Source organism: Massilia sp. LMS1-1-1.1, assembly GCF_040815535.1.
GTDB classification, from domain to species: Bacteria; Pseudomonadota; Gammaproteobacteria; order Burkholderiales; family Burkholderiaceae_D; genus Janthinobacterium; species Janthinobacterium aestuarii.
Map to the genome: position 1 here is coordinate 172526 of NZ_JBFPNG010000001.1, position 12754 is coordinate 185279.

A 12754-nucleotide genomic window follows, 5' to 3' on the forward strand; every position below is an offset into this window, starting at 1 on the left:
GTTCAGAGAGAACAGGCGGAATGCGTACGAACTCTGGCGCGGATGTCTGGCCGCCAGCGTGACGATGATTTTTTAAAGAGCCATGAGTATAGTTGCTTTACGAAAATATTCATAGGACTTCAGCAATACAGTTGCCAAAACAAACATATTCTGCAGCCTCGATGCCACAGCTCAGGAAAGCAAGCGCTCGGCCATCATCTCGCCATCGCCGTCGAGCCCTGTTTCGACGAAACCGGACTGCGCATATAGTTGCCGGGCACGCGCGTTGGCCGGCACATAGTAGAGCACCACCCTGCCCGCGCCGCGCGCGCGCATCTCGGCCAGCAGCAGGGCCAGGGCCGCGCGGGCAAATCCCTGGCCCTGCCAAGGCGCCGCGATCATCAGGCGGTACAGCACGTACGTATCCTGCCGCCCCACACTGCCCGGCAGCGCATACATGGCAAAGCCGATCAGTTCATCGCCGGCATAGATGGCACGCGGGCGCATGTTGGCGTGACTGGCGGCCAGCGCCAGCGACTCGGCATTGCTGGCAATAAAATCGCGTTGCGCCGCATGCAGCGGCAGCCCGATGACGGCCTCGGCGTTGGCCGCGCACACGGGACGCAGGGTCAAGGCAGCGTTGACGGCCATGCTTTTTTCAATCCGCTCAGGCGTTCTGCCCCAGCATGCGGCGGAACCATGCCAGTTGCTCGCGCGTCAAATAATTGGCGCCATCGCCATGCAGGATGACGATTTCGATCTCGGCGGGAATCGAGGCGACCAGTTGCGCGCCCGTCACGGGAATCTTCGGAAACGCGATGCCGGCCAGGAAGGCCAGGTCTTCCGCCACCGTCACGCACTGGCGCTCGGGATTGGGCGACGGCACGAGGAACAGGTCGATCTGCTCGCTCTGCCCGCCAATAACGACGTGCAATTGGGCAGCCAGCAGTTCGGGCAGGATCAGCTCGATGTTATTCTCGGTGCGCGATTGCTGGAAAGCGCTTTTCAGGGGTGTGAGGACAGGAGTAGCGGTCATGGCAGAGTGAAAAGATAAAGACGGCGGCAGTGTAGCAGAGGCGCCGCAAGGGACGCGCTCTGCTGGCGCAACGGCTACATCTTGTAGTGCAAGGACAGCAGCACGCTGCGCGGCGCGCCGTAACGCTCCAGCCCGCCCGACCACGCATAGCCAAGCGCCTGGTAGTAGCGGCGGTCGAGCACGTTGTCGATATTCAGGCGCAGCTGCAGCTGCTCGCTGATGCGGTAGCCGGCCGTCAGCCCGACGATGGCGTAGCCGCCCTGCCGCGTCAGGTAAGCCGTGTCACGGCGCTCAATCTTGTCTTGCGCATACACGGAGGCGCCCACATTCCATTGCGCCAGACTGCCGCCCAGCTGGATGTTCGTCATCAACTTGAACAGCTGCTTCGGTTCGTCCGTGGCGATGCGCTGGCCGATGTTGGCGGCCACGCTGTCCTTGGTGTACTTGGCCAGTACATAGGTGTAGCCGCCCGCGATTTGCCAGCCCGGCAATGGCGAGCCCGACAATTGCAGATCGATGCCTTCGCTCCGCACCTGCCCGGCCGCGCGGGCGCAGTAGATGGCGCCGCCCGTGGGACAGTTGAGCTCATCGGCCATGGCACGATTATTCTGCTTGATACGGAACAGCGCGCCGCTGGCATTGAGCCGGCCGCCGAAATACTCGCCCTTGACGCCCACCTCCAGGTTGGTGCCGCTCAACGGCGGCAAGGTGTTGCCGCGCACATCCAGCGAACTTTGCGGCTCGAAAATCTGCGTGCCGCTCGCATACACGGAGTGATGCCGGTCCACATCGTAGACGAGGCCTGCGTACGGCGTGAATTTCGCGTTTTCCGTCAGGCCGCGGCGCCAGGCGGGGTTGGTGGAATACCAGCCCGTGACATCTTGCGCATACCAGCCGAAGCGCCCGCCCAGCACCAGGCGCAGCGGATCGGCCAGGCTGAAGTTGCCTGCCGCATAAACGCCCTTCTCGTCCGTCTTGCGGCCCCAGTTGTAGGGCTCGAACGTCGCGCCGCGCATCGGGTAGGCGTAGGGATTCCACTGGCGGATATCGATCACGCGCGTCCCGGCGCCTTCCCAGCTCTGGCCCGCGTCCGAATCGTCATGGCGGTAGCTGGCACCGACGATCACGTCGTGCTGGCGGCCGAACCAGGTGACGGGGCCGCTCAGGCGCCAGTCGGCCACGACTTGCTCCGTGTTGTACTTCCAGCCCGTTTCCGACTGGCTCAGCTTGTATATTTCGCCATCGATGCGGCTATTGGTGGTATTGCGCGTGCTGGAAGAAGCGTCGATGCGCGTGATGGCGAAGCGGCTGCGCCAGCCCTGCTCCAGCTTTGTTTCCAGGTCGGCGAAGACGACGTTGTTGTCGCGTTTCTGGAACGAGTCGGCATTGTTCAGGAAGGTCGAGCGGGGCAAGTCCATGTGACGGCCGTCAAGCATGGTCGGCAAGCCGACGAACACGCCGTCCGTGCGGCTGTGCTGGCGCGAAAAGCCGATGCCGGCCGTAGTCGACGGCGTCAAGTCCGCCTCGACGATCGCATACACGGTGCTGTTCTTGTTGTTGACCACGTCGACGAAGCTGTCGCTGTCGCGCCAGCTGGCCGCTACCCTGCCGCGTACGCTGCCCGAGGCATTCAGCGCATTGCTGGCGTCGACCGTCAATTGCTTGTCCTTCCAGCTGCCCAGGTGAACGGAAGCGTTCAGCAAGGGCGTGGCCGTGGGGCGCTTGCGTATCATGTTGATGCTGCCCGACGGCGCGCCCGCCCCTTCCATCAAGCCCGTGGCGCCGCGCACCACTTCCACCCTGTCGTACATCAGCATGTCGGCCGAGACGTTGCGCTCGTTAAAACCCGTGACGTCCAGCGGCAAGCCATCGACGTTGACGTGGCTCAAGGCAAAGCCGCGCGCGAAATACGTGGTTTCCTGGTCGGACACGCCTTGCGTCTTGCCATAGATGCCAGGCGTGGCGCGCGCCACGTCCTGCAAGGTGGTCAGATCGAAATCTTCCATTTGCTGGCGCGAAATGACGCTGACCGTTTGCGGCGTGTGGCGCTGCGACAAATTCAGCCCCGTGGCCGTCGACATATTACGGGCCGTATACAGCCCCGTGCCTTCCGTGGCGCGGTCCGCCTCCGCACTGACGACGACGGCGGGCATGCTGGCCAGGCCGCCATCGGCCGTATTGGTATTGATCTTGCGCAGCAGGTAATTGCCGTTGCCGCCGTCTATCGCTTCCAGGGCGCTGCCCTGCAGCAGTTTTTGCAAGCCGGCCGTAACCCCATGGCTGCCTTGCAAACCCGGCGTCGCCAGCCCGTCGAGCATCACGCCCTGCGTGGACAGGTTGATCCCCGCAGCGATGGCAAACGTGGCCAATGCGCTGCGCAAGCTGCCGGCGGGAATATGATAGTCGCGCACGGTGGCGGCCGGGCTGGGCTCGGCCGCCACCGCCATGTGCGGCAAGCTGGCGCCGGCCGCGCCCACGGCGAGGAGCAGGACCAGCGCGGCGCGCACGGCGCCGGTGGTGGGATGGAGCGTCATGCGTGCTGCGGTAAAGTTACGGTGCTGCAAAGCCATGTGGACCCTTTCGATGGTTCGGATTGTTCGTTCTCTACCTTGTATGACGAAGCAATCCGGAAAAAGGGACAGGGAAACTGTAAATAGTGGCGCTTGTCGGCTTGGCGGGGCGCAGCCACGCGTAAGCCGACAAGGCCAGCCAACGTTGCCTGTCGGCTTACGCCCTGCGGACTAAGCCGACCTACACAAGCACGCCAACCAGCCAAGCTGCCATATCCGCACAAACCGTAGGTCGGCTTAGCGGGGCGTAGCCACGCGTAAGCCGACAAGGCCAGCCCGCATTGCCTGTCGGCTTACGCCCTGCGGGCCAAGCCGACCTACAAGCCCTGGCATTCGTCAGCCGACTAGCTCAAGCCGCCTCGACACTGACCCAGTAACGCGTGCGGCGCGCCAGCCGGATCGGCAAGGAGCGCTGCAGCAGGAGAAGGATATTGTCCGGGTCGTTCAACTGGAAGATGCCGTCCACGGGCATGGCTGCCAGCGCGGGATCGCAGCGCAGCACGCCGTAACGGTAACGCGCCACCTGTTCCAGTACCTCGCCCAGCGGCATGCGCTCGGCGATCAGCACGCCCTGCAGCCAGGCATCCGCATGGGGTGAAAGCGGCGTCAAGGCAGAAACAGCACGGCCATCGAAACAGCCCTGTCGGCCCGCATCGATCCTGCACAAGGCGTCAGGAGCTTCGCCGGGTTGGATCTCGACCGCACCCTCGCTGACGCTGACCTGCGTGCGCGGCGCCAGCACGCTGCCAAGGTGGCGCACGCTGAAATGCGTGCCCAGCGCGCGCACGGCGCCATTGATGCTGCGCACGAAGAACGGGCGCGCCGGCACGGCTGCATCGTGCGCCGTGGCGACGTGGATTTCCCCCGCATGCAGCAAGACCAGCCGCGCCGCGCCGTCAAAGCGCACGTCGATGGCCGTGTCCGTATTGAGCACCAGTTGCGTGCCGTCGGGTAATGTCATGTGGCGGATTTCGCCCCTGGCCGTGCGGATGCCGGCACGCCACGCTTGCCACGGTGCCGACTGGCTGGCCAGCCACAGTGCCGGCCCGGCCGCGATCAGCCCGGCCAGGCCGTAGAGCACGGCGCGCCGCTGCGGCGAATGCGGCGCCGCGTCCGCCGTCTGGCGCAGCGCGGGCGGCACGCTGGCCAGGGTGCTGCACACCAGCTCGGCCCGCTGCCACGCCGCTTCATGTGCGGGATCGCTGGCGCGCCAGGCCTGGAACGCTTGCTGCTCGTCGGAAGTCAAAGCGCCCCCGTGCAGGCGCACCAGCCATTGCGCCGCCGCCCGGGCCGCGCGAGGATCGATGGCCACGTTCACAGGATCAACAGAATGCAGCGCTCGAACGCCTGCACCATATAGCGCTTGATGCTGCGCTCGCTCACGGCCAGGCGCCTGGCAATTTCCCCGTAGCCGAGGCCGTCGACATGCGCCAGCAGGAAGGCGCTGCGCACGAGCGGCGGCAAGCCGTCGAGCATGGCATCGATGCGTTGCAGGGTTTCGCGCACGAGCAGCCGCTCTTCCGGCGACTGCATCAGCAATTCAGGCTGCTGCGCCAGCGTTTCCAGCCAGGCCTGCTCCAGCGACAGGCGCCGGTAATGGTCGATCAGCAGCCGCTGCGCCACGGTGGTCAGGTAGGCGCGCGGTTCGCGCAAGGTTTGCCGGTTCTCGGGCGGCGCCATCAGCAGGCGCACGAAGGTATCGTGCGCCAGGTCGGCCGCATGGTCGGCGCACTGCAGCTTGGCGCGCAGCCAGCGCATCAGCCAGCCATGATGGTGGCTGTAGATACCGGCTATCGACTCGCTGGACTGCGCAATGTTCACTGGGACTCCGATGCGCGCAAGGCAAGGCGCGGCTAATTGATAATAATTCTCATTATCACAAATCATTGCCGCTGGCGTCAATGCCGGCGCCTGCCTACCCCTGGAAACTGTTGTTTCAGCGTGGCTGCGCTCTTCTAGCGGTCGGTATACAAGCTCTTCATCACCATGCCGCCGCGCATTTTCTTCGCGCCCGGCGCCAGACCCGCCGGACAAGCACCCTGGAATACGGCCGCCAGTTCCGTGCGCTGCACTTCGCTCTTGCCATTGACTTGCACGGTGGTGTCGGCGCTCAGGGTATATGCCTTGGCCAGATCGCCCTTGAAGGTGCCAGCCAGCCTGGCGTCCGGGCAGCTGGACGCGAATTGGAAACTGTCGCCCTGGCGGCTTTGCGACTCGATCTTGCACTCCTGCTCGAAGCCGGACCACAGGTCGTCGTCGATCAGGCGGTCGCGCGCGTGGTCGACGCAGATTTCCCAGGAAAATGGCGAGGTGGCAGGCGTCACCTTCCACAGCCCCGTGGCGCGCTGCAAACGCTGAACAGGCTCGGCCGCCGAAGCGAACGTGGCCGCGCACAGGGGGAAAATAGTCATCAGGAGCAAGGTGGCGCTGCGCTTCATGGGCATTCCTTTTAGCTAAAAGTTTGAATATAGCAAAGAGGAATGCGCGCAGGCCACACGCTTAGCCGTACATCCCGGGCTTTGCCGCCAGCGCGAAGGGAATGGCAAACGGACCCAGGAAAGTCACCAGGATGGCACGGATGGCCGTTATTCGTAAGGAGCGGCGTTTGGCGATGAAGAGGCAGGCGAAGGCCGACAGCGACCAGATCAAGGCAGGCAAGTATGCAGTCATCATGAATTCCGGAGGCGCCCTGGAAGGCAGGAAATCCATGCTGACACGGAAATGCGGCCACCGCAATGGCAGATTGGGAATCTGCCTTGCGGTGGATAGGGTCGTAATACGATCAGTGCTGGCCGATCTTCATGATTTTCAGCGCGTTCGTGCCGCCAACCTTGCCCATCGGCTCGCCCCAGGTCAGCACGACGGTGTCGCCCTTGGCCACGACTTTATGTTCCACCAGCAAATCTTCCGCCTGCTGCAAGACCTTGTCGCGATCCGTGCCGGACGTCAGCTCCAGGGTGCTGACGTTGCGGTACAGGGCCAGCTTGCGGCGCGTGCCCACGCTCGGGGTCAGGGCGACGATCGGAATGTCGATGTTGCAGCGGCTCATCCACAAGGCCGTGGAGCCCGATTCCGTCAGGGTGGCGATGGCCTTTACACGCAGATGATGGGCCGTAAACAGGGCGCCGTAGGCGATCGACTGGTCGATGCGCGAGAACGTGGCGTTGAGGAAATCGGCGTCCAGCTTGCAGGTGTCCCACTTTTCTGCGTCCAGGCAGATGGCGGCCATCGCTTCCACCGTCTCGATCGGATAGCGTCCCGAGGCCGTTTCCGCCGACGTCATGACGGCGTCCGTGCCATCGAGCACGGCATTCGCCACGTCGGACACTTCCGCGCGGGTCGGCACGGCGTTGACGATCATCGATTCCATCATCTGCGTGGCCGTGATCGCCAGCTTGTTCGATGCGCGCGCCATCTTGATCATGCGCTTTTGCAAGGCCGGCACGGCCGCATTGCCCACTTCCACGGCCAGGTCGCCACGGGCCACCATGATGCCGTCGGACGCGTCGAGAATTTCTTGCAACGCAGGAATAGCTTCCGCACGCTCAATCTTGGCGATCATCATCGGCTTGTGGTCCCACGCTTCGCCGGCGATATTGGCCAGCTGGCGCGCCATGACCATGTCGGTGGCGTTTTTCGGGAAAGACACGGCCACGTAATCGGCCTGGAAGCTCATCGCCGTTTTCACGTCTTCCATGTCTTTCGCCGTCAGCGCCGGCGCCGACAAGCCGCCGCCCTGGCGGTTGATGCCCTTGTTGTTCGACAACTCGCCGCCAATCTTGACGGTGGTATGGATTTCGCTGCCGATGACCTTGTCGACCGTCAGCACGATGAGGCCATCGTTGAGCAGCAGCACGTCGGCCGTGCGCAAGTCGCGCGGCAATTCCTTGTAGTCGAGGCCGCAGCGCTCGATGTTGCCCAGTTCGCCGTTCTCGCCCCATTTCGCGTCGAGGATGAACTTGGCGCCGTTTTCCAGGAAAATCTTGCCTTCTTCAAACTTGCCGACGCGAATTTTCGGGCCTTGCAAGTCGGCCATGATCGCCACTTCGCGGCCGCACAGGGCTGCCGCTTCGCGCACCATGCGGGCGCGGTCGATATGGTCTTGCGCCTTGCCATGCGAAAAGTTCAGGCGCACGACGTCGACGCCGGCCTTGAACATGCGGACCAGGGTATCGATATCGTTCGAAGCGGGGCCGATGGTGGAAACGATCTTGGTGGCGCGTTGCTGTACTTGCATGGTCATGGTTGCTGCTTTCTAAAATAAGTTGCTACAAGGGCCAGCCTTGTGGGCCGGCCGTCCTGGTGCGCTGGATCAGCGGCACTACGTTCTTACTTGGCCGCCATCAGGGCGACCGTCGTATCGAGCATGCGGTTCGAGAAGCCCCACTCGTTGTCGTACCACGACGACACTTTCACGAGGCGGCCCGAGACCTTGGTCAGGGTCGAATCGAAATTCGACGAGGCCGGGTTGTGGTTGAAATCGATGGAAACGAGCGGTTCCGTCTGGTACGTCAGGATGCCCTTCAACGCGCCTTCCGACGCCGTTTTCAGCAGGGCATTCACCTCTTCCACCGTCGTATCGCGCTTGGCGATGAACGACAGGTCGACCAGCGAGACGTTGATCGTCGGCACGCGGATGGCAAAGCCATCGAGCTTGCCATTGAGTTCCGGCAAGACCAGGCCGACGGCGGCAGCCGCGCCCGTCTTGGTGGGAATCATCGAATGCGTAGCCGAACGGGCACGGCGCAAGTCTTCATGCATCACGTCGGACAGCACCTGGTCATTCGTGTAGGCGTGCACGGTGGTCATCAAGCCCGATTCGATGCCGATGGCGTCGTTGAGGGGTTTGACCAGCGGCGCGAGGCAATTCGTCGTGCACGAGGCATTCGAGATGACCGTGTCCGTGGCTTTCAGCACGTGCTGGTTGACGCCGAACACAATGGTGGCGTCCACGTCCTTGCCTCCCGGCGCGGAAATGATGACTTTTTTCGCTCCGCCCTTCAGGTGGGCCGACGCTTTTTCCTTGGTCGTGAAAAAACCCGTGCATTCGAGCACCACGTCGACGCCGAGCTCGCCCCACGGAATCAGGGCCGGGTCGCGCTGCGCGAAGACGCGGATACGATCGCCATTGACGAGCATATTGTCGCCGTCGATGGTCACGACGCCGGGAAACTTGCCGTGCACCGTGTCGTAGCGCGTCAAATGCGCATTCGACTTGGCGTCGCCCAGGTCGTTGATGGCGACGATTTCGATATCCTGCTGCTTGCCGCCTTCATAAAACGCGCGCAAGACGTTGCGGCCGATGCGGCCATAGCCATTGATGGCAACTTTGATGGTCATGCTGTCTCCTTGATGTTTTCTGCTGAGTTCGTAAAGCCAACCCAAGTGCAAGTACCGGGATCGTACCCTGAGGGTACGACCCCAGCTTTAGCTGTTGAGCTTGATTTTCATTAACCGCTATTCCGCAACCCTGCCGCAATGCCATTGATCGACAAATGGATCCCCGTGCGCGCCGCCGCATCCTGCTTGCCCTCGCGGAAACGCTTCAGCAGCTCCACCTGCACGTGATTGAGCGGGTCGATATACGGGAAACGGTTGCGTATCGAACGCTGCATCAGCGGATTGGCTTGCTGCAGCTCTTCCTGGCCCGTGATCAGTTTCAAGGCGTCCAGGGTGGCCGCGTATTCGGCGCGGATGCGGGTAAAAATGGCATCGCGCAAGGCCTTGTCCTTGACCAGTTCCGCATACTTGCCGGCAATGGCGATGTCGCTCTTGGCCAGCACCATATCCATGTTCGACAGCAAGGACGTGAAGAATGGCCAGTCCGTGTACATGCCGCGCAGCACGTCCGCGCCATCGGCAGGATGGGCGGCCAGGTAGGCTTGCACGGCGGAACCGAAACCGAACCAGCCCGGCAGCATCAAGCGGCATTGCGCCCAGCTCAAGACCCACGGAATGGCGCGCAAGTCTTCGATGGACGTGGATTTCTTGCGCGAAGCGGGACGGCTGCCGATGTTTAGCGCGGCAATTTCCGCGATCACCGTCGATTCCCAGAAATACTGCTCGAAGCCATCCGTGCCATACACGAGGTCGCGGTAGGCGTTCAGGGCCGTGCCGGACAGCTCTTCCATCGCGGCCAGATGGCCCGCACCGGCCGAAGCCTTTGGTTGCAACTGTGCCTGCGGCAGCAGGGTCGACTGGATGGTGGCGGCCACCAGCACTTCCAGGTTGCGGCGCCCCACTTCCGGGTTCGCATACTTGGCCGTGATGACTTCGCCCTGCTCCGTCAGCCGGATCTGTCCCTGCACGGCGCCTGCCGGCTGGGCCAGGATGGCTTCGTAGCTGGGTCCGCCGCCGCGTCCCACGGAACCGCCGCGGCCGTGGAACAGGCGCAGCTTGATCTGATACTCCTTGAAGACGGTCACCAGTTCGATCTCGGCCTTGTAGAGTTCCCAGCCGGAGGTCAGGAAGCCGCCGTCCTTGTTGCTGTCCGAGTAGCCAAGCATGACTTCCTGCTGGTCCGCGCGCGAGGCAAGCAAGCCACGGTAGAACGGCAAGCCGAACGCGCGCGCCATGATGGCGGGGCCGGCGCGCAAGTCGTCGATCGTTTCAAACAGCGGGATGATGTTGACGTCCACTTCACGGCTGTCCTGGCGCAGCAAGCCCACTTCTTTCAGCAGCAAGGCCACTTCCAGCAAGTCCGACACGCTGGCCGCCTTCGAGATGATGCAGTTCGGCACCGATTCACGGCCGTATTTGACGTGGGCTTCGCGCACGGCGCGGAAGATGTCGAGTTCGGACGTGGTTTCTTCCGAATACTGCGCATACGGCGACGTCAGCAGGCGTGGCGATTCCAGTTCGGCCAGCAGCAGGCTGATGCGCTGCTCTTCATCCAGGTCCAGGTAGACGAGGCCCGGCTGGGCGCCCGCGAACAGTTCGCCCACGACACGCTCATGCACGTCGGAATTCTGGCGCAAGTCGAGCGGCGCCAGCGAAAAACCGAAGACCTTGACGGCGCGGCGCAGCTGGCGCAAGCGGCCACGGGCCAGTGCGCGCAAGCCATTGCTGACGAGCGAATGCTGGACCACGTCCAGGTCGGCCAGTAGTTCAACAGCGGCAGCGTAAGGCTGCACGCCGTCGGCTTGCTTGCCCTTGCCGGAAAGCACCACGCGCGTGTTTTCCAGACGCGCATGGATGCCATGCAGGGCACGGCGGTACGGCTCGTCGACGCGGTGCGGCGAGGCATCGGCCGAGCGCTCGGCCAGCGCGCGCAGCGGCTCGCTGCAGGCGTTCAGTATTTGCGCCAGCGACAGTTGCGAAGCGAGCTTGCGCAATTCGCCGAGGTAAAAGTCGAGGACCTTGTCGGCCTGCGTTTGCAGGGTGCTGCGCAGGATGTCGGCCGTGACGAAGGGGTTGCCGTCGCGGTCGCCGCCTATCCAGCTGCCGACTTTCATGAAATTCGGCAATTCCGCATCTTCCCAGCGGGCATCGCGCTGGGCCAGCATGGTTTCCAGCGAAGAATACAGTTTCGGCAATTCGCGCAAGATCGTGTGGTCGTAGAACGACAGGCCATTGGCCACTTCATCCATGACGGACAGCTTGCTCGTACGCAGCAAACGCGTCTGCCACAAGGTCACAATGCCGCGGCCCAGCGCTTCTTCGTTTTGCTCGGCTTCTTCCGGCGTCATTTGCACTCGGTCGCGCTCGCTCAACAGGCGGGCGATGGCCATCTGGCAATTCTGGATACTCTTGCGCTGCACTTCCGTCGGATGCGCCGTGAAGACGGGGCTGACGAACGCATCTTCAAAGAAGGTTTCCAATGCATCGGCCTTGCCCGCGTCAAACACGTTGCCGACGGCATGGCTGAGGCTACCCTGGCGCGGCGGCGAACCGGCGATCAAGTGGGCGCGCGTGCGGCGGATGTGGTGCTGGTCTTCCGCAATATTGGCCAGCAGCGAGAAATAGCTGAAAGCGCGCGTCAACTGCGTGGTTTCTTCCTGTGACAGCGCTTGCAGCGCGTCCGACAGCTGCGCGCGCGCCGCTTCATCATTGTCGCGGCGGAAACGGATGGCCAGCTGGCGCACATGTTCGATGCGCTCGAAGGCGGGGTCGCCCAGATGGTTGCGGATGGCGTCGCCCAGCAGACGGCCCAGCTGGCGGATATCGCTGCTCAGCAGCTCGTCTTTCACTTCATTCATTTGCATGGTATGTATTTCCTGGGGCGGCCACGGCGGCACCGCACAGATTGCGTAGTTCGCGCTTCCCGGCCCGGGAAACGCCCATCGTCGAATTTGTAGTAAATTTACCTTATTGTTTCACCATCCTCTTGATTTCCATCAATAAAAATCATATCCAAAGGGCCAACAAGGGCTTGCGAGCTGTTTGCCAGGGCAACAATATGAAAATTTACTACGCATTTAGGCGAAAGGCAATCAACTTTTGTCTTTCGAGGCGGAAAAGTGACGGCGCAACACACACGACCGGCACTCTCCTGTATGCTGCGGATGAAACAAGGATGTAATCCACATCTTTCACACACCTGACAAAAACGTAGCGAGCGGATGAGAGTTGTGGCCGAGAAGCGCAGCTGTGCGGATGCACAGTGAGCATCGCAGGCCGCAAATCGCGACGCGCAGTAGCTTTGTCGGGTGTTTACTCTCTACTCCCATGCGACTGACTGCCTATACCGACTACACCCTGCGCACCCTGATGTACCTGGGCGTGCACCGCGACCGCCTCGTGACCATCCAGGACATCGCCGACCTGCATGCCATCTCGAAAAATCATTTGATGAAGGTGGTGCACCAGCTGGGCCTGTCAGGCATCGTGGAAACGGTACGCGGGCGCAATGGCGGCCTGCGTCTGGCGCGCGATCCGGCCGAGATCAATATCGGCACCGTCGTGCGCGAGACGGAAAACGATTTTTTCATGGCGGAATGTTTTAACAAGGAAAACAATACCTGCCCGCTGACACCCGATTGCCTGCTGAAAGCCAAGCTGGGCCAGGCCACGGCCGCCTTCCTTGCCGTGCTCGACACGGTGACCCTGGCGTCGATACTCGAAGCGACGCCGGGCACGTCGGCGCTGGCGGCCGGCGTGATCCCCCTGCGCGTGGCAAAGTAAGCGCGCCAAAAACAACAATGCCCGGCGAACCGGGCATTGTTTCCTG

The 12754-nt window shown here is 62.5% G+C and carries 11 protein-coding genes; 1 reads left to right on the forward strand and 10 read right to left on the reverse strand.

What is annotated here, in order from left to right; genetic code table 11:
- Nucleotides 1–171 precede the first annotated feature (171 nt).
- From MRBLMS1_RS00850 to ppc, 10 genes are all read right to left on the reverse strand, one after another.
- The gene (locus MRBLMS1_RS00850; RefSeq protein WP_485877193.1) at nucleotides 172–630 is read right to left on the reverse strand and encodes a GNAT family N-acetyltransferase; all 459 of its coding nucleotides are present in this window, start codon (nucleotides 628–630) and stop codon (nucleotides 172–174) included.
- 16 nt (nucleotides 631–646) lie between these two features.
- Nucleotides 647–1015: a hypothetical protein gene (locus tag MRBLMS1_RS00855; RefSeq protein WP_070302650.1), complete on the reverse strand. Its 369-nt coding sequence runs from the start codon at nucleotides 1013–1015 to the stop codon at nucleotides 647–649.
- A 74-nt stretch (nucleotides 1016–1089) separates the two neighbouring features.
- On the reverse strand, nucleotides 1090–3549 hold the full coding sequence (locus MRBLMS1_RS00860; RefSeq protein WP_485877196.1) for a TonB-dependent siderophore receptor: 2460 nt from the start codon (nucleotides 3547–3549) through the stop codon (nucleotides 1090–1092).
- A 385-nt stretch (nucleotides 3550–3934) separates the two neighbouring features.
- Complete coding sequence (locus MRBLMS1_RS00865) at nucleotides 3935–4897, reverse strand: FecR domain-containing protein (RefSeq protein ID WP_485877198.1); 963 nt, start codon at nucleotides 4895–4897, stop codon at nucleotides 3935–3937.
- Between the two features lie 2 nt (nucleotides 4898–4899).
- A complete protein-coding gene (locus MRBLMS1_RS00870) occupies nucleotides 4900–5406 on the reverse strand; it encodes a sigma-70 family RNA polymerase sigma factor (protein WP_223278723.1) in 507 nt (168 codons plus the stop codon).
- A gap of 134 nt (nucleotides 5407–5540) precedes the next feature.
- The gene (locus tag MRBLMS1_RS00875; RefSeq protein ID WP_485877200.1) at nucleotides 5541–6023 is read right to left on the reverse strand and encodes a DUF3617 domain-containing protein; all 483 of its coding nucleotides are present in this window, start codon (nucleotides 6021–6023) and stop codon (nucleotides 5541–5543) included.
- Nucleotides 6024–6084: 61 nt separating this feature from the next.
- Entirely contained in the window at nucleotides 6085–6258 is a 174-nt protein-coding gene (locus tag MRBLMS1_RS00880; RefSeq protein ID WP_175444522.1) for a hypothetical protein, read from the reverse strand.
- Nucleotides 6259–6367: 109 nt separating this feature from the next.
- Entirely contained in the window at nucleotides 6368–7828 is a 1461-nt protein-coding gene (gene pyk, locus MRBLMS1_RS00885) for a pyruvate kinase (protein WP_314629563.1), read from the reverse strand.
- 86 nt (nucleotides 7829–7914) lie between these two features.
- Nucleotides 7915–8925: a type I glyceraldehyde-3-phosphate dehydrogenase gene (gene gap, locus MRBLMS1_RS00890; RefSeq protein ID WP_092708981.1), complete on the reverse strand. Its 1011-nt coding sequence runs from the start codon at nucleotides 8923–8925 to the stop codon at nucleotides 7915–7917.
- A gap of 110 nt (nucleotides 8926–9035) precedes the next feature.
- Complete coding sequence (gene ppc / locus MRBLMS1_RS00895) at nucleotides 9036–11789, reverse strand: phosphoenolpyruvate carboxylase (protein ID WP_485877203.1); 2754 nt, start codon at nucleotides 11787–11789, stop codon at nucleotides 9036–9038.
- Between the two features lie 463 nt (nucleotides 11790–12252).
- Here ppc and MRBLMS1_RS00900 point away from each other — a divergent pair, with 463 nt between their 5' ends.
- Nucleotides 12253–12708: an RrF2 family transcriptional regulator gene (locus tag MRBLMS1_RS00900; protein WP_485877205.1), complete on the forward strand. Its 456-nt coding sequence runs from the start codon at nucleotides 12253–12255 to the stop codon at nucleotides 12706–12708.
- Nucleotides 12709–12754 lie beyond the last annotated feature (46 nt).